This is a genomic window from Bacteroides faecis MAJ27, assembly GCF_900106755.1.
Classification (GTDB): domain Bacteria; phylum Bacteroidota; class Bacteroidia; order Bacteroidales; family Bacteroidaceae; genus Bacteroides; species Bacteroides faecis.
The window spans coordinates 114,367-138,492 of record NZ_FNNN01000007.1 but is presented as its reverse complement, the minus strand read 5'-3'; the positions used below and the strand labels follow the sequence as shown (position 1 = coordinate 138,492).

Here is a 24,126-nt window from a genome sequence, read left to right as displayed (position 1 = left end):
TTTTTCAATTTCTACTTTTTCAATAATACGGCACCGACATTTCCCGTCGAAGCACCCGCCGCAGCACCGGCTACATTGGTCACCTTGGATGTCGTATTGTTGACATTCCGGTTATAGGCACTCATACCTCCCGCTTGGACAATCCAGTTCGAAACAGTGGGCACACAAAAATATCCGATAATGCCGATGACCATGAATATCAGATAGATGGCCGAGGAACCGTCCACGTCAATGACACTCATCGGATCGGCCATCAGGTTCATCTCTTCCTGCAGGATTAGCGTCTGTATCTTGGCAAGCATCGCCCCGAAGAGATCAGCCACCGGTAGCCAGAGATAGACACTGATATAGCGTGCCAGCCATTGGACAAGCGTGTTCTGCAGTCCGTCAAAAACACTCAGGGCAAAGGCTATCGGTCCCAAAATGCTTAGGACTATCAGGAAAAAGGTACGGATCGTGTCGATGACCAGCGAAGCGGACTGGAAGAGAATCTCCAGCAATTTGCGCATGACCATCTGGACAATACCTTGCAGGGAGAAGGCATACGAAACCTCATACATGGTCTGCAAGGCCGTATGCTCCTCCTCACTCCAGCCCATGTTATCCAGTTCCGCATCCAGCTCCTCATTGGAAGCAAAGACACGTCCGGTCATCATCGTCTTAGCCATCATGTCCGCACGGAGCTTGTCCTTCTCCTGCTGGTACTTCTGCAAGTCGAAGGTCTGGTCACGGAGCAGCATTCCGGTTCCCTGAACGATGGGGCTAAAGATACCGTTGAGAGTTCCCAGCACCATCACGTCAAAGAAAAGGATACACATGCCCAGGACAAAAGGCCGTAACATCGAAAAGACATCGATGGGCTCCGCACGGGAGAGCGACTGCCAGACACGGTAAGCGATATAGAACAAAGCTCCTAATGCAGCGAGTGCCATCGCCATGTCCATCATCGGGTGGCAGAGTTTGGTCATCGTATCATAGAGATTCCGAAGAATCTGGTGCATATTTTCAAATGAAATGGATAATAATACCATAATTGATTCTTTTAAAATTGTAGACTACCAATAACGCTCATCCTTGCCGTACAGGTCAAATACCTGTTGCTGCTCGTTCTTCTCCTTGGCACGCAGGTAGGATACATGCAGGTTCTTGCGGGTGTAGTAGTTGGCCAATTCCTTGTAATGTGTCATTTCCCTGTATACCCGGTTCACCAGGTCAATGCGTTCCTTGTCGTTCATGGACATGCCGGTGGGATTGATGATATTCTTCAGCTCGGTAATGCTGCGGCTGCTCTTCTTCATGATGGTGTTATAACCGGCAGCTATCGCATTCAGCTCCCGCTGGCTGAAATTCTTGTCGGTTAGCATCTTGCCGAAATTGTTCACGTAAATCTCGGAGATATCACCGAGCATCAGGACGGACTCCTTGACTTTCTCGCTGCCGCTGATCAGGTCGTTCACTTTGCGCAGCTTGTCGTAATACTCACGCCCCTGCTCGAAAATCTTTGAGGTCTCCTTCCATGTGGAGAGGGCATTCTGCGCCGTTTCCGAGGTCTCCACTATTTCGTTGACACTGTTCACGATACCCTGGACGAGGTTGCCCGGATCGGACACCACCCACTGTGCCTGTACGCTTGCCGGTACTATAAAGGCCGACAGGACAAACAACATGCTTATAATTCTCTTTCTCATTGCTTCTTTATTTTAATCGTTTATTTTTTCTTTTTCTTCTCACTTGCCAACATTCGGATAGCCTGCTCCATATTGCCGCCCAGCTTCTCTGTCATTTGTGTGACTTCCAGTTTTTCGGTTTCTTCCGTGGTATAGGTGAGATACTCCTCGACAGAGGTTTCTGTGGCATAGACAGCGGACCGGACACCTCCCAAGCCTATTCAAACCTCCTTATACTTCCGTGCCGGATCGTTGGACTGATTGATAGACAATATCTGCCCTTTCTCTTTGTCGGTCAATCCGAGCAGGGACTGTACGGAGTCAAACTTGTTAATATACTTTCGCTGATCCAGCAGAATCTTACAATCGGCATTGTTGATAATGGTGTCTTTGATAATGGGACTTGATACAATATCGTCCAGTTCTTGAGTGACGACAACGGCCTCACCAAAATACTTTCTAACCGTTTTGTGTAGGCTAAGCACCCAGCGCCTTATCATATTTCTATGGTAGGTTTCCAAATGCTCGCCCCCGAACCGGACTTACACCTCTCAGCGTATCCGGCTCTCCACTAATTTCAGTCTATCTTTCCGTCATGTATCTTCTTGTGACAACTCCTGCACACGGCAATCGTCTTGCGTTTACGGGCAATCATGTGTCGTTCCCAGCTTTCCTTTCCCTGCAAGTTCTTTAGTTTCCTTACATGGTGCATAACAAGGTCGTCTGTCGCTCCACATAATTCACACTCACGGGCTTTCAGCCTTTCAACAAGGCTTGTCCGCCCCGCAGTATAAATTGTTCGTGGCATAATGTCACATTCCGATTTATAGGTGGGCTTCTTTCGTTTGAAGCCACCGTCGTAAAAGTATCTTTCCTTTACACCAGTTTTAGTCATGTGCGTTACGATAAACCTACCGTTCTTACGATATTTCTTGTTTACCTTACGTGTTCGGCACTTATATTTGCCTGCAAACGTTTTGTACATGCTGTATTCCATGATGTACTTGAAATTATTCAAGGCATGGGCGCAGTTGTTGGCTATGGAGTAGTAATTATAGAACCCCACGATTTCCCGATTATAACTATCAAGGATTTCAAGGTCGTCATTGAATATCAGTCCCGATTTACATTTCGGTTTCCATATTTCCTTTCCGTTACGGTTTGTCAGTTCCAATACTCCCCAATCGAAAAGTTTTTTACGGACTGTTTCCGTACTGACATTCAAGCAGACCCTTTTACCATAGGTTCTTCTCAATCTACCCCGTTTATCCCGTCTTTGGTCATTGGACTTTCTTACAGTGATTTCATATCCGAGAAACTTGGCCGGTCTTTCCGTGTGAGTGACAAGTGTCTTTTCATCGGACAGCTCCAATGCCAGTCTGTCAGCAAGGAAGTTTTTAATATCTTCTTTTATCTGTTGCGCATCCTGCTTGCTTCCGATAATTCCCACAAGAAAATCATCTGCATATCTTGCATATTTCATTCTTCTGTAATCGGCATCCATTTCTTCGCCGTTGGGATATTTAGCCCGTCCTTGTTCTATTGCTTTCAGTTCAAGGATTAGCTTTGTCCTTTGCCTTTCGTCTTTTACGAACTTCAATCTTCGCACAATACGTTTTCTTGCATTGCCAAAGTCCATACTTTCTCTACTGAATTTTCGTTTCTTCCCTTTGTCGAATTTGGCTGTGTATTCCTTTATATACTTATCCAGCTTGTCAAGGTATATATTAGCCAATATCGGGCTGATGATACCCCCTTGCGGTGTGCCACTGTAAGTATTGTGGAATTGCCAGTCTTCGATATATCCCGCTTTCATAAACTTGCGTATCAATCGGATGAAGCGTTCATCCGCAATACGCTCCAAGAGAATGTTTATCAATACATCATGGTTTATATTATCAAAGAAGCCTTTTATGTCTCCCTCCACAAACCATTTTGCACCATTAAACTCCTTTTGGATATGAGTTAATGCAGTATGGCAGCTTCGATTGGGACGGAAACCATGCGAGGTGTATTCAAAATTTCCCTCGTATATGGCTTCCAGTACCATTCTTACTACTTCTTGTATCAACTTGTCATTGAAAGTCGGCACGCCAAGAGGTCTTTTCTTACCGTTTTTCTTCGGTATGTACACCCTCTTTGACGGTTGGGGCTGGTACGTTTCATCTTTTAACGTATCAATCAACTTTTCAATTCGTTTCAGGCTCATGTTGTCAATGGTCTGACCGTCTGAACCTTTAGTCATGTTACCCTCTTTAGCGTAGATACGCTGATAGGCAACGTAGAACATTTCCTCATTGAACAAAATTCTGTAAAGACGTTCAAACTTATAGCTTGCATCCTTACTGTGTTCTGATAGACTGTTTAATACTCTTTCTGGACTTCTCATAATGTCTCTCACATTTTCCGTTAATTGTATTAATAATTAGCTGCTTCCCTTCGCCATGTACAAGGCGTTACCTTGCTCAAACTACTATGGAAGCTCCGTTACCACTCCGAATTTTCATAGGTCGAACCTAATAGCCTTTCGGCACTTCGGGATAGGTAATCCCCGTTTATTACATCGTAACTGTTGGCATGATAGATTGTCGGATACGACTTCCGTCCTTTACTCGCTTACTGCGGTTGTGTCGTGATAAGTTCTTGCTACCTTCATTCCTATACACTGAAGTAGTATCACGATATGGCGATTGATAGTTACCTTACGCCATAGCCTCAAGGGGGACCATTCGGACTATCGTTCAATCAATTCGGACTTTATCCTCATATCTATCTTTTCATCTCGCCATTCAGTCGCAGTTTGGTAACTAACTGACTTATGACTTTTCCGACATGCTACACTCCCTGCTCGGTTAAGTTTTCCCGAAACAGATAAGTCGGCTGATGATAGGTCATTTTCAAAGAACACTTTCCTAATCTCTTGCCAAAGAGATATTTACGATGCAACCTTTACGGGCGCACATAAAAACTTTATATAGTCAGCCATGCCTTCACGTGCGATTGCCTTCCAAGCCTCCTCTACAACTATCATCTTTCGCACCCCATGCAAACGTCTCATTTTGTTTATGAAAGCCTCCATAATGATGACAGTGACTACCGGAAAAAGAATTTTATGCTCCTTAATTTCGTCAATTTCAAATACCACAAAACGCTTGTTCAAGAGGTCGAGCTGCTCGTCGGAGTTCAGCAGATAATCGTACTCTCCACCACGATAATAAGGAGCCAATACATTCAGAAAGTTAGTGAGATCGAAATCCTTCTCGCGGTAATGCTTCTCCTCCAGTATTCCACGGAACTCTCCCTGTACGAACTCGTAGAAAGTATTAAAGGAAGGAACCAGCTCATTGTCCTCCTTTATCTTTTCAAGGAACAGGTTAACCGCCATTGAGAGTGCTACTTCCTCGGCACGGGTAATGACTTCCGTATCCCTTTTCCAGAGCGACATGATCAGCGTTTTAATGGACTCTTTCTTTTCCAGGTCAAAGACCTTGTCTTCGGTGAAAAATGGATTAAAAGCTATCGGATGTTTTTCACTATACGTATAATATATGCCATCCTCACCGTTTGTGCGCTGGTGAATCAGGTCACATAATCCCTTGTAACTGTTACCGATGTCGATCAATATAATGTGGGTATTCTGTTCCCAATACTGTCTCACAAGATGGTTCATAAAAAATGACTTGCCCGAACCGGAAGGCCCGATGACCAGCTTGTTACGGTTGGTTGTAATACCACGACGCATCGGTTCGTCCGAAATATCCAGATGCAGGGGCTTCCCGTTTGTCCGGTCTGCCATCTTGATACCGAATGGCGACAGGGAATCCGCATAGTTCGTCTCTTCCGTAAAGAAGCAGACTCCCTGTTCGACGAAAGTGAAAAAGGACTCCTCGGAAGGGAAATCGCCCTCGCCTCCCGGAATACCTGCCCAATACAAGGCAGGTGCGTCAATGGTATTATAACGGGGCTTGCATCCCATCAGGGCCAGAGCAGAACCGGTATCGTTCTTTATCACCTTGAGCTTCTCCCGGCTGTCCGACCATGCCATGACATTGCAATGGCAACGGATGGCGGTCAGCCCGAAGGAATGCGCCTCGTCCAGGTAGGCATCAATCCACTGCTTGTTAAGTTGGTTGGCTCGGCTGTATTTGGAAAGCGAGTGCATGTTGCGTGCCGTCTTCTCAAAGCGTTGCAGGATTTCTGCCGAATCATCGATGAACAGGAACTGGTTGTAAATATGGTTACAGGAGAGCATTAGCCCCACCGGAGCGGCAAAACTTAGACGGCAGTCGCTGCGGTCGGTGGAGTATTTCTCATACCGGGTATCCGTCTGGACGGAACCGGGAAGATCATCCACATCGGAAAGCGTATGTACGCAGAGGATATCATCCCCGATGCGCATCTCCGACGCGCTCATCTGTATATCCTTCAGTGTGGTCGTGTCCTGCTGCGAAAGAGAAAAATACTTTTCAATCAATCCGGCCTGCTGCGGTGTGCCGACTATCTCATCGGTGGTCAACCGCTCCAGACGGATAAAGGCCGAGTCATTCAGGATGCGCTCGAACTGGTCGACACTCTCCAAAAACAGGCTGACCGTTTCTTTGTCCCGGACTTCCTTCGGAATTATATTCCCCCGGCAGAGGATGGAGAAATTGCTCTGGCTGCGGCTGCGTTCCTTAGTCGTCTTGGTGATAAACAGGTAAGAGAAATGATTTAGGAAAGGCCGTTCATTAAAATGAAGTTCGAAAGAACGGTCCAAAAAACTCATCCCGTCTTTCTGCGTGTCGGCCTTGTAATTTTCTTTCAGAAACCAGTCCTGGCGGTGTACTATCGTATAATTCGGCAGTACCTTGACTGCCTTTGTTCATGTGCCGTGCATGGATGCATAATCTGCGGAAGTGACCGTGAACAGCTCCGGAAGAAAGACCTTGAAGCCGATGGTCACGTCCGCGTCTTTGGAGAGAATGCACCCTTCCTCCACGGACAGGATTGGAAACTTACTTTCCAGCGTTGCGGCTTTTAATATATTTCTCATGAATGCGTTTTTTAAATAAGGAAGATATACGTTTGCGATTGATGATATAGGACGGGTGGTACTTGACTGCGGCCAGCTTCATCAAGCCGTTGGGACCATACTTCTTGTTCAGGTGGAACACCCCGAAGATCAGAGAGAAAGCGGAGAGGACACCGAAACCGATACAGAACCACCGGTCAATACCTATCATATAGAAGATGACGAACAGCAGGAAAATGGCCAGCAAGCCCCCGACAAAAAAGTACAGGTATTGTGCCTGCAAGCCGTTGAATTCCACGTTGCGTCCGATTCCCTTGTTGATATTGTATTCCATAGCCTGCTATATTACAGGAAGAAGGAACGAAGGACTGTCGCCGCGACGATGAGGAAGACGCAGGCTCCAAACCAGCTCCCGGCGGTTTTACCGGTGTCGGGGTCGCCGCTACTGAACTTCGAATATACCTTAATGGCACCTATCAGCCCCACAATAGCCCCTGCCGCATATATCAACTTGGTGGCGGGGTCAAAATAACCGGTAAGCATGGATGTGGCCTTTGTTATACCGGCACTTCCGTCCCCTTCGGCATAGGCACTCAGGGTGGAAACAGCTATTCATGCGATAAGAGCAACCGTCTTTTTAAAATGTCTTTTCATATACAATCTAATTTTTTAATGTGAATAAAAACCTTGTTTCAAACAAACCGCAGGAAGTTTCCTGCCTGCGGATTTGTCCTTGCAACCACGATGTCTTTTTAGGATCAACCTGAGTCATAGTAACCAATCATAGATACCTCCGTTTTTAAGGGGTTAATCACTCTTTTAATGTTCGCTCCGGTAAAGGGTAAGGATCAACCGGAATCATAGAAGCCTCTCATATATCTATATCTTCCTTTTAACAGGTTATACACTACGTTTCAAGAACCCGTCCTGCCCGGATCAACCGGAGTCAAAGAAATCTATCATGCTTTTTCGTCTTTTTAGGTTATACATTCTGTTTTAAAACTCGCTGCACCCGGATCAACCGGAATCATAATACTGTCTCATATTCCTTACTTGTTCTATTTTATTGGGGCACATGCTCCGTAATATCAAATTCCCGGAGAATGTCGTCCCTATTCTTTCCAGTCAATAAATGGGGTTCACCCCGGTCTACATACAAACGCATATAGCGTTTCAGTTTATCGCTGCTTCCCAAGACGCTCGCCTGCAGTACCCTTTCCATGTTCGTGCCTTCCAGCTTTTGGAAAGTCTGCCGGGCCTGTTCCTGTTCCGCTTCCGTAAGTTCGTCCGATGCCATTGCTTTCTCAATCATATCCATATCGTCAAAGGTGACACCGGTTGCCCGGTGGGGATTGCTCCGCTGTACGTATCCCGTAATCTCGTAGCGTTCGGGAATCTCCTCTTTTTCTTCACCGGAAGAAGGAGAGGGCTCCTGCATATAATCAATTTCAGGATAATTCAGTTTTTGAAAAAGAGCCGGAACTTCCGGGAATTTCGTATTCTTATCAAGGGGTTCGTGTACTCGGAGAACCGGCTCTGTTTTCTTTTCGGGAGTAAAGGTATCACTCTTTTCTATGCCTGATTCAGGCTGTCCGCTATTGTCATCTATTGTCAGTGAATGTCGCATTTGGTATCGGCTTTTGCCTATTATTCCCGCCTGAGACGGAGCAATTGCCGGATGGATGGCGGCAGGTGCAGTCCGACGTTCCTTCTTGTCCTTTCTGCCTCTCCATGTGAAAATGCTGCCTGTATGCACATACTTTTCAATGCTCAGGTAAGAGGCATAGATGAACAGGATAATAAAAAGGTATTCCATGTCCTTATGATTTTAGTGATTGGTAATACTTCTCCAGCACAGCGTTTATCAATCCGCCGTTCTCTTCGAAATGATGTGCCAGCACCTGGTTTACAAAACCGGCTACGGTCACCTCGCCACGTCCCACCGCCCATACCAAGGAAGAGATGCGGCGATGCAGGTCGGCATCGATATGCAATGATTTACGGGATTTGGTCCTGACCGTATTCAGGAAGGATGCCCTGTAAGCGTCGATTTCCCCGGTGGTAAAGACCGGAGCTTCGCTACTCCCGGCAATCTCCTCTGCCGTATCCTCCGGCTTAGGGGATACACTCGTTGCAGGGGAGTCCGGTCGTATCGTCCCTTTCCTGGCGACAATATCCAATATGGCCTTCTCATCAATGCTCCGAGGGTCAAATTTCTTTTTTCCGCTGTCCATAATTCCTTTTATTATAAGGTATGGGAGGCATCCAGATGTGTTACGGCACATAACTCCTCTATCAGTTCACAGAGACCCGAACCTTTTATCTGGCGGTTGTCGGGAGGGAACAGTGTGGAACGGAAGATACTGTTCTTCAGGGAGCTCAACTCCTTGTTATAGCGTTTGGTATCCGGTATCCGTGACTCCAGCAGGTGTAACTCCGCTTTTTGTATGACACGGTTCCAGGACTCGTAGCTTTCTGTCCGTTCACGCTTGTCGACCATGTTCCAGAAAAGATAGATGCCTTTCAGGTTACAGTTGTGCCTGGCAATCAGTTCTTCCTCCACCACCTCGGCAAACTGGAGGGAACTCTGCATGACGACATTATCGGCCTTTAGGGGGATGAAAATGTAATCTATTGCGGAAATGGTATGGACAACCCCTTCGCTGCGGAGGGTTCCCGGAAGGTCGAACAGTACGACATCAAAGACGGCATCCTGCTCTTCGATGTAGCGGTACAGGTCTTCTATCGCTTTCTCCGGATTGCTTTTGATTACCGGATAGGAACGTTTCCGGATTTGTTCATGCTGCCGGTAGAGGACCACTTTGAGAAAATCACTTTCCTGCACGCTTTCTATGTCCCGGTCACGCATCCGGGAGATGCTGTGCTGGGGGGAGTCGCAATCCACGACACCCACCTTCAAACCTTTCTGGTAGTGAAGGATACTGGCCACCAGAACTGTGAAGGCAGACTTTCCGACTCCTCCTTTCTGGCTGGCAAAGGCAATTAATAACGGTTCTTTTTTCATACGCTTTCTTTATATAATCAGATAAAAATATAATGCTGTAAAACTGTAATGCTTATAATTGTATATCGTTCTACACTGCAAAAGAAAGGAATGCCGGGAAAAGATGAAATACCCTGTCACGGATAGTCATGGATAGTCAGGAATTGACAGGAGGAAACGCCGTCAGGCAGACAGGAAAGGTTGCAATGAAAAAAGAAAAATCCCTGCCTCATCTTTGAAGCAGGGACTAATAATAAAGGAGCGATACCGGTTACCGGACGTAACCGGCGGCTTGCAAGTCCGTCAGGAAATGTTCAGGGGTATCGGTGGCAACTGACACGCCATGCAGCTCCCCGTAACGCCGGGCAAAGTTCTCCATATACTCCTGATCCGTGCAATCATAGTCGAACCGGCTCCCCTCACGGAGCAGCCGGACGAACTCTTCCGGGCTGGCGGCGGTTATCTGACCGCCATCCAGCAAATGATAAGTCTGTATCATACCGCTAACTTTTTAGTTCTAAGTTTAAAAAATAATTTCTGTTTCCCGTCCAGGAAGGGTAACTCCTCCAATGTCATCCGGCTGGGAAGGCTGGATCTTTTCGCAAAGGTAATTAATCCGTTCAAGAACCGGATCCAATTCTCCATCTTTGTGAAATTGGTCGTACCGGAATGCTGGCGGAACTCAACGGTCCGGTGCCTAGAATAAGCCTCAAAATTGACCTTGTGGTATCGGTCATTATTAAAGACCTCCCGCAGGCCGTCTATCGTCCTTACCGATTTGATTCTCTCGTCGGAAACACCGGAGAGGGTTTTGCAGTAGGTATTGTTCCGGCGTGTCCTTGGCATAAAGGCATCAATCAGGTGTTCGAGATGCTTGTAGGTCAAAGTCAGATTCTTCCAGGTGTCCAGATTGAAACCAGCCGCATCCATATGGACATGGAACCCGCAACTGTCATTCACTTTTGCATTACAGATGTCAAGCACCCAGCATACCGTTTCCAGCTCTTTCAGGCCATTCTCACCCACCAGTATCGGGCTGACCAGCTCGAAAGTATTATTTCCCTGCAGGCTGCTGTCCGTCACCAGCTTCCAATGATCCTTGGTCGTGTGGTTATAACCCTCAACGGCAACATGGATACCGGCCTCCCTCAATTCGCGTGCCAGTCTTTCCATATTACAGTTATAGGCTTCAATCTCAATACCGAACTTGTGGGTGAAGGTGTAATCCATCAGGGTGGTTGCTGCCCTGTTCAGCAAGACTCCACCTTCTCTTTCAAGCATTTTCTTCTCAACATTATATACAAAACCATAGTTGCCACGTGTCACCAAATCGGCAATTTCCCTGCGCATCAGGCCCAGACGGAGCAGCTGCTCAATCTTGCTCGTCTTGGTGGTACTCTGTTCTAAGATATTTCTAACTTGTTCGTTCATAGCTTTTTATCCTTTATTATTATACCACTAAGGTAGCATAATAAACCCACATGTCATAGTATTAGAAGCCTTATTGTCAGACTGTTAGCTTAGTTTAGCTAAGGCTAAATACCCTTATTTTATGTATCCGATTATAACATTGCAGCAATCTACAAGGACAGCAATACAGCAATCTACAGTTCAGGGAACCTGTCTTTTTTTCTCATCGTTTCCCCGGTTAGGGAGATTAGATAATTATGCTTATTTTTGTGCATTGAAAACTTAACCCGTAACGAATAGATTATGATGAAATACCTGATTGTGTCCGACATACATGGCTCGTTACCGGCACTGGAACAAGTGCTGGCATTTTACAGGGAGCAGCAATGCGGAATGCTTTGTATTTTGGGAGATATCCTGAATTATGGTCCCCGGAACGGGATACCTCAAGGACTTGACCCGAAAGGGATCGCAGAACGTCTCAATGCGATGGCCGGTGAGATTGTCGCCATCCGTGGAAACTGTGATTCGGAGGTGGACCAGATGCTGCTGGACTTTCCCATCCTGTCCGATTACACCCTGTTGGTGGATAATGGAAAACGTTTCTTTCTCACCCACGGACATATCTACAATGAGGACAGACTGCCGAAGGGAAGGTTCGATTGTCTTTTTTATGGTCACACCCACCGGTGGAAACTTGAACGGACTGAGCATACAGCGGTCTGCAATACCGGCTCCATCACTTTCCCGAAGGACGGGAACATGCCAACATTCGCTATTTACTGTGACGGTACGGTATCCGTTCACCGGCTGGACGGCAGCAGGCTCAAGGAACTTTCTCTCTGATGGGGAATGTATAATAACAGCCTATTATAATTGTAGCCTTTTATAATTGCTTATCCATTATACAAATATAGCAATATCCAAAACGCCAATTATTCAGTTGTCACTGTGTAACATTCCAAGAGACTACAGATATAATAGTATTCGGATTATCCGATTATCAAAATATTCAGTTCTCTGAATATTCAATTATCACGAAAAAGAAGCCATCTGATGTGTCGGATAATCGTAGAATGCTCTACTATTACAGGAAGCTACAGCCTATTCCGCCTCCGGAATATTGGTAAAAAACGCCAACTTTCCTGAAGAAGCAGACCGAAATCGGGAGAGGTTGCCATCGGGAGGGAGGCACCAGTCGGGGCAATCTACAGTTCTACTTAAAAACGTTGTCCCCGTAGAGGGGACAGCAAGTTGTGTTTTCGTTTAACGAAAACCGGACGGTTTAACGGCATATTCCGCCGCCAAACCGTTCCTCAGAATATAGCTCCAGAGTCGCAAATTCAGCCAGAAAGAAACTGCATGTTGCAAGAGTTATTTATTGATATCTTCCTTTAAAGACTTGATTCTTTTATTATTAATCATTCTTCCCGGCTTGATTGAACTAAAAATAAAAAATAACTGTTACCCCAATTCCAATTGCAATGAATTTGGTTTTGGCATTTATCATCTTTAGTAGCTGTAATACATCCTTCTAAACTCTTCCCCTTGGTCTTGTTGGTCTGGTAACATGTTTGGATGGTCCCTACCAGAACTTATAGTTAAAGTAAAAACGGAATTGTTTTTTGTAATATCCCTTACAAAAAATAGGAAGTCCCAAATTAGATTCTGAATAATTAATTTTAAAGGCATTCTTTATGTCATCTAAAGAATTAAAAAATAGATTGCCATCTCCTTTTGTATCATCAGAAATAAGATATAATGTGATAATTGATTTTTGTAATATTTCTGTGTCTTTAGGGGAAAAACTTTGAAGACTTGACTATATCCTGTATTTTACAGGAAAGTATAAATTTGGACTGTGAACTAGAAATAAATTAGGGGATCTTTTTATTGGGGAGAACGTATGAACTGGTATATATTGGTATTGATAATTGACGTACCAGCTGTGCATCTGTCCATTTTCTATCTCGGTAGCGATATACAAGGTTGGAAGATGAATACAGAAGGGGTTGCACAAATGAGAAGAATTTAGTGGCTATACTGTTTTCGCTGTGCTGTATGCTGGCGGGAAGGATACTCCTTTTGGGAAAGTAGAAAGATAAAAGGCAGTCGGGCACTAGAGATAAAAAGTGAGAGGAGCTCCATAGAACGGAAGCTCTCCTCTTTTATTTTTTTATTTTGTACTAAGTTATAAGATTCCGGCTTGTCACAAGCAAGAATAATATAAGCAGATTCCTGTTTCACAACAGATATCTATGCCGCAAAGATACATGAAATATATATTAACACAATGATTTAACGGGTTTTGTTGGGGAAGCTGTCTGTGACGGGGGAATGGACGCTAAGGTGCTTGACATACTGGAGAACTGCTTCGAGTGGAACAGGGACAGGAAACTGATACGGAAAATAAGGAAAGAGGTGGAGGACTTCGAGCGTTGGACGGAAATGAAGGCGGCAGAAATGCTGCGTGCCAAGAGGCAGCAAAAATAAATCTCATTTATATCATATTATGCAATATACAAAGCTGATAAAATATTCAAAAAAAAATATTTTATCAGCTTTCAAATAATGAATTACTACATAACCTACATTAAGAAGTGCATTAGTATATAGAAAGTAGTGAATATACACTAGTTACGATAAGCCGAGTTTTTTTTACTAAAGATGGTGGCGAAGATTCTTGTTTCATTACTTCTCTGTCATCGAAATATGAAGTTAAAAACATAATTGTCAAAATCAACAAACGTGTATACTGTTTTATAATTAATATAATTAAGGTTAATACTGAATACGTTAAAAGTCAAAAGTGCCATGTTTATAAGAGGACCGGGAAGGTTTATAATAATCCTCACCCGGGGTCTGGGGTTGTATAAAATCTTGTCTGAATATTTCTGTAGGATTATCTGTAATTAAATCTGCATCATGGGTATATATGTTAAAATAGCACTCTGGATCTGTTTTTTGGTTATATGGTCCTTCTCCCACAAAAGAAAATTTGTAAAAAACAATTTTTTCTCCGTCTTTTCTGACTGTAAGGAACCAGACATTACCACTACTTATCGTTTTAAATCTCAATCCGTTTAATGATGAATAAGTTTCCTCTATAAACTGGCCATTCAAATATGTCTGTTTTTTACAAGTAAAAGGTGACTCAAATCTACCACCTTCAGCTGGTAGAATAAAAGGATTCTGTTCCGAATGGATTTTATACACAAATGTCAACTTTCCTTTATCTATAATTAGTGGAATTTTTTCTACTTTTATGCCATTAATAGTAGAGTAAGAAATCTGTAAATCAGCATTCAAAATTTTATCTTCTTTATTAATATTTGAGGTTATATTTAATACTACCAGATCGCCCTCCACTTTTGTTTCTATATCAGAAAAAAGAGTTTTATCAAATTCTACCGAAACATCCCTGGGAATAATCGGAACCTCTGAACTTAAAACATCATCTATTAATGTTTTTTTTATAATCGTAATCGTAATAATACGTTTCTCTCCAAGACAGCTAAACGGTTTGGATGCGTCCTTACTTGTTAATACTTGATACTCTGTTTTTCTATTGTTTTCCTCTTTTTGACAGGATAACAATGCTAAAGAAATAAACAAAAGAATAAATACCTTTCTCATATTAATGCAAATTAGTTACTATAAATAAAAGTAATATTTAATATTGTTGAAACCTCAACATCTGATACAAACTCTTTTGCGGAATCAACAAATTCATTTTTACTATTATAAGATAATTGAACAACAAGTATTTTGTTTTGAGAGCTTTATTTTGACCATTATCTTTTTTATCTTATTGGTATGATTATAAAACATATACTACAATTCTGGAAGAAGAATTGAATGTCCTTATAATGCAAAAGCTTTTTTACTAGATAAAATCAATAATATCATATTGTAAATATAAGGCTAAATCTGTATTTTACAGTTATAAAAAAAAACTTTAAATCTAACAAATAAATTTATATATGTATTATAATCAAATTCTTAAGATTAAAGTATCCGGAATTATCTAACATAAAACTAACATTTATATTTTAAAATAGAATCAGCTCACAAGCTATTTCTAGCTAAGCATTTCCGGTACCGTGAATGATGATTTCGGTCTGGTTACCGGTGCGTCAGTCTTCGTAAAAGGTACAAGCAACGGTTGTATCACCGACTGCATTAGCCAATGTATCTTCCGAAGAAACCTTGGTCATTTCATTCATTGGTTATCAAACACAAGAAGTTCCGGTAAACAATTAGCGGAAGTTTTTCATCAACTTAAGAGAGGGCTCACAACAACTGCAAGAAGTAGTGGTAATGGCAATGGGTTATGGTGATGTCCGCTGCAAACACCTAACAGGTTCTATCGTTAAAGCAGACATCAAGTTATTTGGGGATATTCCTAAAAAAATAAAATGTAAGAGGGTGCACTTCATCTTGAACAAGTATATGACATGCTCGATAAAGCATTTGATAAGTGTGATAACCTTGACGGACTCGTACTTCATTCTGATCAAGGTTAGCAATACCAACACTTCGGATATCGGAAAAGGCTTGAAGAGCATCATATAATTCAAAGTATGTCGAGAAAGGGAAACTGTCTGGACAACTCTATGATGGAGAATTTTTTCAGAATTATGAAATCTGAACTTCTATACGCTGAAAAGTTCGAGTCTCCGGAAGACTTCACAAAGGCTTTGGAAGGATATATAGATTATTATAATAATAAAAGAATTAAGTCCCGGTTAAAAGGAAAGAGTCCAGTACAATACCGAACTCTTTCTATAACTGGATAGTGTTTAACCAGTCCAAATTTTTGGGGTCACTTCATCAGTCGGACACCCTCTTTATTTTTGGAAGGAGGCTATCCCGAACTCGCGTTATAAGTTTAGTTGCCGAACCACTCTATAGCCATGGGATTTCCTATGGTGGTTATCATAGGAATAGGATTAATCTTATCTGTCTGAGGATTGAGATAATAGATGCCTTTTGTTGTCGTTGAAGCATTGGCGATTGCCAAACCGTCTTTATATTTAGACACTAACACGCCATAGCCATTGGACAAATCCAATCCTTCTATTTTCTTCATCTTCTGATTGTATAAATCAAAGACTACAGCTCGGCTCGCTATAGCGCCATGTCCCGTTTCTCCTGGTTTGTAATAACCGGGAATATCAATGTATCCGTAGGCTTTGCCATTGGCTGCATAACAAATTGAAGCGGCAAAACCAGCTACTTTCTCTTCTCCTTCGATAGAAGCTCCGGTTATCGTCCAATGGTATGTTGGATCAAAGTCTGTTTCTCCTTTCTTAATCCGAAGTATGCCGGCCTTATGACCTGCCACCATTCCGAAGTTCCCGAGACAAGAAATGTATATATCGCCTTTTTCATCCATGAATAAAGACTTGGGGTCGATCGGACGTGTGGCTTGAGAAAAACCACTGGTTTTCTCTGAAATCATCTTGACCAACTTGTCCGTCTTGGTGTCAATGACGGCTACATCTGCTTGTTTGTAATTCTCAGGGCTTGTCCAACCTCCCACCATCTGGCTTAGACCAGCAAACACATATCCGTCACGCTCAATCATGATTCCGATGTCCGGATTATTATCTTGAATACCCAAAGAGGTCAGGTTGATCTCTCCTGTCTTCTGCATCGTTTCGGGATTAAATATGTAAATCAGTCCTAGTCCGGCAAGCGATAGATAGGCTTTTGTGGAAGATAGTTTGACAAGATTGTTGGCACTGTTATTGGCAGGCAATTGCAAGCTTCCCTCTCTTTGTAAAATTCCATTCGTGCGACGGTATTTAATCAGTTCGTTTTTGTCCATTGTCAAATAATAGCTTGGGAAGACATAGACTTCCTGACCTATTATCATAGGATAAGAACTGCCAAAGGGAACATTTATACCATTGTTGTTATTGGTAGCCATCGTCTTGCCTAATACAGGCTCATCAATGAGTTGCATATAAACCGTTCCATCCATACCTGTTGCATTGGGTAGGGCTGTTGTTAGGAGAATCTTTCCCGAACCTCCTGCAATAGGATTGTCCGGATCATTCTTGTCACATGAGTTAAGGCACAATGCAGCGAATATCGCTGCTACAAAAAATACATTCTTTTTCATTTCTTTTTTTGTTTAATGATTGTTAATTTGTTACTTAAATACGTATCTGAATCTGATAGTGAAGCTACGTCCGGGTAAAGGACGGTTAAACTCGCTGATCATTTTTGTATCGGTCAGGTTGTTTATTTTTCCCATAATGAAGTAGCGCCCATTGCCAAAGCTTTGCTCAAAGCCTATATTGCACGAGAGGGCTCGAGGTATGCGATGCTGCTGGAATTGGCTTTGTTCGAAGTCGTACAGATATTCTTCCACAAATGAAGCATCGGTGAATATGCGCGTATTCATCCCGCTGCCTCCGAACAGATTTTCTTTGTGAAACTCCAATCCTGCGTTTGCCATCAGATAGGGTATATTGGGCATACGGCTACCTTTGGTAGGGTTGGCAACAATTGTATTTTGTTCATACTTACGCACATCTCGCAGATCTTGGTAAGTGGCGTTCACATAGCCATAGAGCCACCGTGTCATGTCGGCTTTCACCTCTGCTTCCATACCAAGAGTCCGCATCTCGCCGAAGTTCTGATACTGCGACTGCAAGAATCCGCCCGTAAAGCGAATCATGTCTTTGAGATGCATATAGTATCCGTTCAGTTCAATCTGTAAGTTAGAGGAGGCTTTTCCAGTTAAATCGAATAACATTCCTATGTTGACACTTATATTGCGTTCGGGAGTGAGATTGCCGGCAGGAGCTATCACGTATCCATCACCCAACAGTTCCTCTTCCGATGGAAGCCTTACATCATATCCGAACGAAGCTTTTGCCATCAGACTGGGTGTGATGCGGTAGCGAAGTGCATTGCTGATGCCGAAATCATTCTTGTGTGTGTCTATATCCTCTGCTGTCTTTACCAGGACACTTGCCATCCGCGTTTTCATCGAGTAGTAGTAATACTTGACGTTGAAAGAGTTAAGGAACTTATCGTTCGAGGTGCGATAGTCGTAATTCAAGCCTGCCACCCAACTGAACATATTGCTTGGAAAGTCGGTACGATAACCTATGACCTTGTCCTTCATCCCATCACGAGGGTTGGCATGAGCGTATTTCAGCAAAGAGTTGAAGTTTACCGAATGGTTCTCATTGACAAGATAGTTGAGATTCAATTTGTGCTGCAATTGATGCTTTTCATTCGTCAATAATGAAGCCCATTTGCCGATTTCGCCGCCGAATTCGGAAACTGCCGGATAATGCGTTCCATCCCAATGTGTGCGGTGCGAGGCGGTATCGGCAAAATGATAGTCGGTATAGATATACCCCAGCTGCCAGTCCAAGTCCAGGCCGTCTAAGAGGAAGTTTTCTTTCTCCATCTTATTGGCGAAAATAAAGGCGTTGGAATGGCTGTGTGCATGCCGGATGTTCGATTCTATCCCCTGTATATCTTTGTAAGTATGTATGAAAACGGGTTCAAACTCCACCAAGTCAAACCACCACTTCCGTGCCTTAAAGCTACCGCCGATGACTGTTTTTTTAAACTTGTCGTGATCGCGGGTTATAGTAAGCCCCTCTTGAAAAGGAGACTTCATCTTGTAGTCGTTGTCGGCATAGGTATAAAAACCTCCCAGCCCGAACTCGATTCCTTTTGGGGCAATGTTCATCTTGCTCACAACGGATGCATTGTGCGTATTGAAACTGCCGTAAGAATAGTTCACGTCCAAATATTTAGGCGGATACTCTTTGATGACAATATTGACCGCACCACCTACGGCAGAACCTCCGAACTTGGCAGGGACAACTCCTTTGTATATCTCGATGCGGTCGATCATTTCGACCGGAATATCATTGATGTCGATAAAATCGGAATTGTCGTTCATCGGATTCCCGTCAATGAAAAGCCCGATGCGTTTGCCTTCCAGTCCGCGCACCGATATGCGAGAGGTACTGCCCGTTCCACCCGTGGCACGCACGGTGATTCCGGCAGTTTTTGCCAGAATGTCTTGTACATTGTTAACCGTTCCTTGTATCTGGTTCATGCTGATAACGGATATGGGCATGGCCTGCTCCCGTAACTTACGGGCTTCGCTCTTACCCATCACTACCACCTCGTCCAACGATTTTGCTTCGGCTTTCAGGCGGATGATGATTTTTTTCCCTCTCTCTTTACCCACCGTGAGCTTGCGGGTTTGCGTGTGGTAGCCTATAAACCTTACAGTAAGCGTATAAGTGGCTGCGGGAACATCGGAAAGTAAGAACTCGCCATGCCCGTCTGTCACAATGCCCTTTTTCAGCTCTTCGATGAAGATGGTTGCGCCGGGCAGTGGTTCTTCGCCTGCATTGTCGATGACCACGCCTGCAATCCGTCCTCCACCTGTTTGGGCGGACACGCTGATACCTGTGAGCATCAGCGTGAAAAAGAAAAATAATACTTGCTGCTTCATTGTTTCTTGTTATGAATATTAAAGAGCAGAATCGGGTGCTTCGGGCAAATCTCCGGGATTCGGACTCGGTTTAGCCGATCCGGCCTCGCTTTCACGTATCACCACATGCTGTACGTTTTTTGCCTGATTGCGCATTTCGAGTTTGGGAAAAAACTGAATGCGTGGTGTTTTGAGAGTTTCGGCGGTAACGGCTTTTTCCGTTTCCACGCGTTTCCCGTTGGATACAACCTTAAATGACCCGAGGTTGGCCAGGTCAACGGTTCTGCCGCTGAGCATCTCTTCACGTACGATTTTCGCCAAGGCGGTGATGGCTGACCGCACGTCGGCACGGCTCAGGGCTGTGGCATTGACAATCCGATCCTCTAGCTGCTTGGTGGTAATCTTGTCTTGTGCAATGGGAGAGGCGTAATACATGGTTTTGCCCTTGTGTTTACCGATGCGCATCTCTTCTTTTTTTACGTTGTATAGTAACATGACTTTTGATGTTTTTGATGGTTATACTTTGAATAATTTTGCTGTTCTACTTAAACAGCTTCAGTAAACGGCTTTGATCGCTCCATTGGAACGTCTTTCACCGTTTAACTTAAACGATTCCGATTGCTTAAGTCCGCATTCTCTTTAACTGCTGTCGTATGTCTTCTTCATAATCTTTTCAAATTTTGTTTATGGTTATTAAAATGGTGTGGATCTCAAAAGCAGTATTTAGCCTTTGCCCATACTTCCGAATTGTGCTTATACGGGCCGAACATACCCTCGCTTCCTCCGAACCAGTCGTAGCCTGCCAAGAGGTGGATGTGGTCGTTCAGGGCATAGTCAGCCGTGAAACGGCTGAACCAGCCCTTGTGGTTGAGGTCGAAATAGGTGAAGTCGGAAAGCTGTAAGTTGCTGTCCAGTAACTTCTTCGACACGCAGAGCGTAAGGAGCGAATTATGGCGGGGCTGTGCGACGTAGCTTTCGTACTTGAAAATACTCTCGGAAGAGAACTGAGCCATCACTGTCCATTCATGAGGGGCATACCAGTCGGCCCCCACCAACCAATTGATGGTGTTGAATCCTTTTTGAGGGGTGGAGGCGGCTTGCTGTATGTAGCTGAAATGCTTCCCGAGGTTGAAGGCCGCTTCGCCGCGCAGCACGAACTGTCCCAAGGGCTTTGAGACATCGCCTCCGACGAATCCCATGCGGTAGTATCGGGGCGAAACCGTAAGTTGGGAGCCCGATGGTTTGTACTCGATGACGGGCATCTTGTTCCACGTATGCAGCGCGGCAAGCGAGAAGTCTACCCCCGGCAGGGCGAAAGAGAGCCTGCCCCCGTATTCTACGTTGGAGAGGCGTAGCTCGGGGCGGCTTCCCTCCGCGTCCCAGACAAGGGACCGGGGTGTTTCTTTAGGCAACACGCTCCACGGATTGGCGGCATCGGTGGGCAGCTTGTATCCTTCGAAAGTGGGAACGGCAAGCAGTTCGAGCTTTATCTTGTCGTTGAAGACGAAGAACCGCAGGGCATTGACGGGCATGCGGATGTCGTCGTAGTCTTGCGCCAAGAACTCGGTCATATCCATGGGTGAGACGAGGTCGGTGATACGTACGCCGTCGGCCGCACCCCAGATGACAAGTTGTCGCCCGAGACGAAAGCCCCAGTGCTCCTGCCGATGGTCAAGGTATGCTTCCCGCAGTTCAAAGCCGGTGCGCTCTTTCAGCAAGGCGTTGTAGGTAGCGTTGAACGAGACGAAGAGCGAAGAGCCTGCGAAGTTTTTGCCGACCTCGCCCCTGAGTCGGGTACGGGAAGACATCCAATCGTTCGGCTTTTCGGAGCGGAAGGCGTGGTAGGTGTCGACAAGGCCTTTGAGCTGCCACGACGATTCGCCCGCTCCTTGTCCCCAAACTCCATGCACGGGGCAAAACAGAAAGACCGAGAGGCAAAGCCCCGCGGAAAGACGATTGAACGCTTTCATCAGAACCTGCCTTTCTCTAACGTGGTCACGTTAAACTTGCTCTCCTCCATGGGAATGTTATACGTCGGATTCTTGATTTCGAGAACCGTCTGATGCTCGGTTTGCACGTTGGTCATGTGCATCTTCCGGGCTACCCAGAAGCCCTCTACCTTGGCAATATCCGACATCTCGAGACGACGGTGCAGCTTGCCCATCTTGTCGTAATATTCCACCCTGACAGGTATCAGACAGTCCTGACGTATCAGGGCCGTTTTCCTGGAGTAAATATCACGCTTGTCCTTAGGCAAGGATTCCAGTTTCCAGCACTTCTGTCCGTCGACGGTTTCTTCGCCCAGGAGCGTGTGCGTATCCTCGTCCACGTTGCGGCTGCCCATGTCGTCGTAGGTAAAGTCGCTACCCATAAAGTAGTCTTGCTTGGCAGACGAACCGCTGATACGGCGCGTTTTCTTTATGGCGGGCAGATAGAGCCATTTGTCATCGTCCTTGTTTAGCTCATCATAATCCCACGTCAAGAAGCCCGTCCCCTTTACATCGCCGGGATATTGGAAGAACATGATGCTCTTGCGGTCTTTCTTTTCTTTGCCCACATCGATGGAGTAGGAAATGAGCTTGCGTTCGCGCACCGCTCCGCGTTTGTTGATTAACGTCATAACCATTTCAGACCGACGGGTATCGCCGTCGGGACGGTCTTTTACCTTTTGGGCAATCTCTCTGCCCGTTTGTGCGCATGTTGTGGCAGCGAACCCCACCACAAGCATGGCTACTACTGCGATTGATCTCTTCATTTGTCCTTTTTCTTTATAATTGATTCTGATTGATTCGATTTATATTCCGGTCTCCTTCTGCCGTGCTACCATGCGGGCAAATTCGCCGTTTCGGGCAAGCAGTTCGTCGGGTGCTCCTTGTTCTGCGACGGTTCCGTCTTTCAGCACCACGATATGATGAGCGTTGGCAACGGTGCGCATACGGTGTGCGATGATGACGACGGTCTTGTTCTTGATCAACTCCGATATACCGGCCTGTATCAACGTTTCGTTCTCTACGTCCAGACTTGCCGTTGCTTCGTCCAAGAGGATGACAGGAGCATCTTTGAGAAGCGCACGGGCAATGGATATGCGTTGGCGTTCGCCTCCCGATAGCGATTCTCCGTTTTCGCCTATCAAGGTGTCGTAACCGTTGGGCAGCCGGGCGATGAACTCATCGCAACGGGCAAGACGTGCTACCGCTTTCACCTCTTCCTCGGTAGCGTCTTTCTTCCCGATTTTGATGTTGTCCATGACGGAAGCGTTGAAAAGCAACACGTCCTGAAAGACTACGGCATAGTTTTTCAAGAGCATTTCGGGATCTATTTTTGAGATGTCCCGTCCGCCAAGTGTGATCTTTCCGCCATGAATATCCCAAAAGCGGGCAGCTAATTTTGCCGAAGTGCTTTTGCCTCCCCCCGAAGGTCCCACAAGTGCCGTTACTTTGCCTTGCTTGGCAGTGAAAGAGACGTTGCGCAGCACCTGCTTGCTTGTCTCGTAAGCAAAATCGACCTTGTCAAAACAGATGTCGTAACCCTCTACCGTGCAATCCTCATCGCCTTGCTGTGCGGGCATGTCGTTCATCTCACGTATGCGGTCGATACGCACATCGAGTAGTATCAGTGTCGCCATATGGTTGAACACGTCCATGATGGGGTTGTAGATGCTGGCTACAACGAGCAGGAAGACCAAGTAAGTGAACATGTCGATGCTGCCCAAACCAAGTAAATAAGCTCCCGCAATGATAACGCTTGCCAAACCAAGTTTCAGGATAGACTGTGCACTGCCCACAAGCCCCGCTCCGAGAAATTCGCCTCGCTGCAGAGTGGCTTCATATATCTCGAGCTGTTTGTCTAAACGGTCGCAATAGGCTGCCTCTCCGTTGTACGATTTAATCTCCTGCGCCGCTTCAAGCCCTTCCTGTATCTGCTCGGTCGTATCACGCCTTACGTGATAGTACTCCTTATTAGCTTTATCCATAAGCCTTTTTCCTAAGAAGATGACCGTTGTCGCTACCGGTACGACCCCAAAGAGAGCAAGGGCCAGTTGCCAGTTGTAGAAGAACATCCCGGTGGCAATCAAGATAATGCTGATGACAGAGGCGAAGAGTTGTGGAACTGTGTGAGAGAAGAGGGTTTCCAACATGTTACAATCCTCCATCATCGTAGCGGTGAGATCCGAAAGATTCTTTTCTCCGAAGAAAGCCAAAGGCAATTTACGCAGCTTCTCGGCAATGCCAATACGACGGTTGGCACTCTCGGTATAGATTTTCGTGTAGGTGCTCTTGTACTGTATCATCGCAATCACAAAGAGTACCGTCATAAAACAGAGAGCCGTCAGCACGTAGTACCAGAGCCCGTGCGTCGTGCTGTTCCCGGCTTGGATAACAGGGTGCAGGTAATCGGTGATGAACAGAAAGATGAAGATTACCGGCAGCATCAGTGCCAGGTTGAGAAAAAGAGAAGCTATAACCCCTTTTATAAAGGTCTTTGCCCCGTCTTCCGATAAGGTGAATCTGTGTTGAAAATATTTACTAATATTCATAATGTTGTCTCCTGA

General features: G+C 45.1%; 20 protein-coding genes and 2 pseudogenes. 3 read left to right on the top strand and 19 right to left on the bottom strand.

Going from position 1 to position 24,126, the window contains the following annotated elements; all coding sequences use genetic code 11:
* Positions 1–11 precede the first annotated feature (11 nt).
* The 12 genes and pseudogenes from traJ to BLW31_RS08295 all read right to left on the bottom strand — a co-directional run bounded on the left by traJ (position 12) and on the right by BLW31_RS08295 (position 11,113).
* A complete protein-coding gene (traJ, locus tag BLW31_RS08360; protein WP_004308042.1) occupies positions 12–1,031 on the bottom strand; it encodes a conjugative transposon protein TraJ in 1,020 nt (339 codons plus the stop codon).
* Positions 1,032–1,055: 24 nt separating this feature from the next.
* A complete protein-coding gene (locus BLW31_RS08355) occupies positions 1,056–1,688 on the bottom strand; it encodes a DUF4141 domain-containing protein (RefSeq protein WP_004318720.1) in 633 nt (210 codons plus the stop codon).
* Positions 1,689–1,708: 20 nt separating this feature from the next.
* Positions 1,709–2,155 (bottom strand): annotated as a pseudogene (locus tag BLW31_RS24745) (TraG/VirB4 family ATPase); the annotation flags it as partial.
* 89 nt (positions 2,156–2,244) lie between these two features.
* The gene (locus BLW31_RS08340; protein ID WP_004318718.1) at positions 2,245–4,056 is read right to left on the bottom strand and encodes a reverse transcriptase/maturase family protein; all 1,812 of its coding nucleotides are present in this window, start codon (positions 4,054–4,056) and stop codon (positions 2,245–2,247) included.
* A 558-nt stretch (positions 4,057–4,614) separates the two neighbouring features.
* A pseudogene (locus BLW31_RS08335) lies at positions 4,615–6,699 on the bottom strand (TraG family conjugative transposon ATPase); the annotation flags it as partial.
* Entirely contained in the window at positions 6,662–7,012 is a 351-nt protein-coding gene (locus tag BLW31_RS08325; protein ID WP_004309896.1) for a DUF4133 domain-containing protein, read from the bottom strand. The pseudogene BLW31_RS08335 and the gene BLW31_RS08325, both read right to left, overlap by 38 nt.
* A gap of 11 nt (positions 7,013–7,023) precedes the next feature.
* A complete protein-coding gene (locus BLW31_RS08320) occupies positions 7,024–7,290 on the bottom strand; it encodes a DUF4134 domain-containing protein (protein ID WP_029425492.1) in 267 nt (88 codons plus the stop codon).
* Between the two features lie 451 nt (positions 7,291–7,741).
* Positions 7,742–8,494: a hypothetical protein gene (locus tag BLW31_RS08315; protein ID WP_004309898.1), complete on the bottom strand. Its 753-nt coding sequence runs from the start codon at positions 8,492–8,494 to the stop codon at positions 7,742–7,744.
* Positions 8,495–8,498: 4 nt separating this feature from the next.
* Complete coding sequence (locus BLW31_RS08310; RefSeq protein WP_004309899.1) at positions 8,499–8,912, bottom strand: DUF3408 domain-containing protein; 414 nt, start codon at positions 8,910–8,912, stop codon at positions 8,499–8,501.
* An 11-nt stretch (positions 8,913–8,923) separates the two neighbouring features.
* Positions 8,924–9,703 carry a ParA family protein gene (locus BLW31_RS08305; RefSeq protein WP_004309900.1) on the bottom strand — a complete coding sequence of 260 codons (780 nt, stop codon included), beginning with the start codon at positions 9,701–9,703 and terminating at the stop codon, positions 8,924–8,926.
* A gap of 250 nt (positions 9,704–9,953) precedes the next feature.
* On the bottom strand, positions 9,954–10,181 hold the full coding sequence (locus BLW31_RS08300; RefSeq protein ID WP_004309901.1) for a hypothetical protein: 228 nt from the start codon (positions 10,179–10,181) through the stop codon (positions 9,954–9,956).
* Positions 10,178–11,113 carry an amidoligase family protein gene (locus tag BLW31_RS08295; RefSeq protein WP_004309902.1) on the bottom strand — a complete coding sequence of 312 codons (936 nt, stop codon included), beginning with the start codon at positions 11,111–11,113 and terminating at the stop codon, positions 10,178–10,180. The genes BLW31_RS08300 and BLW31_RS08295 overlap by 4 nt, the downstream gene beginning before the upstream one ends.
* A 285-nt stretch (positions 11,114–11,398) precedes the next feature.
* On the opposite strand from BLW31_RS08295, the gene yfcE reads away from it, so the two are divergent.
* A complete protein-coding gene (gene yfcE, locus BLW31_RS08290; RefSeq protein ID WP_004309903.1) occupies positions 11,399–11,938 on the top strand; it encodes a phosphodiesterase in 540 nt (179 codons plus the stop codon).
* Between the two features lie 1,491 nt (positions 11,939–13,429).
* Positions 13,430–13,585, top strand: coding sequence for a hypothetical protein (locus BLW31_RS24435; RefSeq protein WP_004309904.1), 156 nt, complete (start codon positions 13,430–13,432; stop codon positions 13,583–13,585).
* Positions 13,586–13,888: 303 nt separating this feature from the next.
* Here BLW31_RS24435 and BLW31_RS08275 read toward each other — a convergent pair whose 3' ends face one another.
* Complete coding sequence (locus tag BLW31_RS08275; protein ID WP_010537609.1) at positions 13,889–14,728, bottom strand: hypothetical protein; 840 nt, start codon at positions 14,726–14,728, stop codon at positions 13,889–13,891.
* A 947-nt stretch (positions 14,729–15,675) separates the two neighbouring features.
* On the opposite strand from BLW31_RS08275, the gene BLW31_RS23775 reads away from it, so the two are divergent.
* The gene (locus tag BLW31_RS23775) at positions 15,676–15,891 is read left to right on the top strand and encodes an IS3 family transposase (RefSeq protein WP_004312979.1); all 216 of its coding nucleotides are present in this window, start codon (positions 15,676–15,678) and stop codon (positions 15,889–15,891) included.
* A gap of 92 nt (positions 15,892–15,983) precedes the next feature.
* Here the strand turns inward: BLW31_RS23775 and BLW31_RS08265 are convergent, their stop codons facing one another.
* From BLW31_RS08265 to BLW31_RS08240, 6 genes are all read right to left on the bottom strand, one after another.
* A complete protein-coding gene (locus tag BLW31_RS08265) occupies positions 15,984–17,222 on the bottom strand; it encodes a DUF4374 domain-containing protein (RefSeq protein ID WP_010537611.1) in 1,239 nt (412 codons plus the stop codon).
* A 30-nt stretch (positions 17,223–17,252) separates the two neighbouring features.
* A complete protein-coding gene (locus BLW31_RS08260; protein ID WP_010537612.1) occupies positions 17,253–19,595 on the bottom strand; it encodes a TonB-dependent receptor in 2,343 nt (780 codons plus the stop codon).
* 18 nt (positions 19,596–19,613) lie between these two features.
* Positions 19,614–20,069, bottom strand: coding sequence for an HU family DNA-binding protein (locus BLW31_RS08255; RefSeq protein WP_004318713.1), 456 nt, complete (start codon positions 20,067–20,069; stop codon positions 19,614–19,616).
* 215 nt (positions 20,070–20,284) lie between these two features.
* Complete coding sequence (locus BLW31_RS08250) at positions 20,285–21,544, bottom strand: DUF1302 family protein (protein ID WP_004309910.1); 1,260 nt, start codon at positions 21,542–21,544, stop codon at positions 20,285–20,287.
* Positions 21,544–22,329: an outer membrane lipoprotein-sorting protein gene (locus BLW31_RS08245; RefSeq protein ID WP_004309911.1), complete on the bottom strand. Its 786-nt coding sequence runs from the start codon at positions 22,327–22,329 to the stop codon at positions 21,544–21,546. The genes BLW31_RS08250 and BLW31_RS08245 overlap by 1 nt, the downstream gene beginning before the upstream one ends.
* A 39-nt stretch (positions 22,330–22,368) precedes the next feature.
* Positions 22,369–24,111, bottom strand: a complete 1,743-nt coding sequence (locus BLW31_RS08240; protein WP_004309912.1) for an ABC transporter ATP-binding protein — start codon at positions 24,109–24,111, stop codon at positions 22,369–22,371.
* Positions 24,112–24,126: the final 15 nt, after the last annotated feature.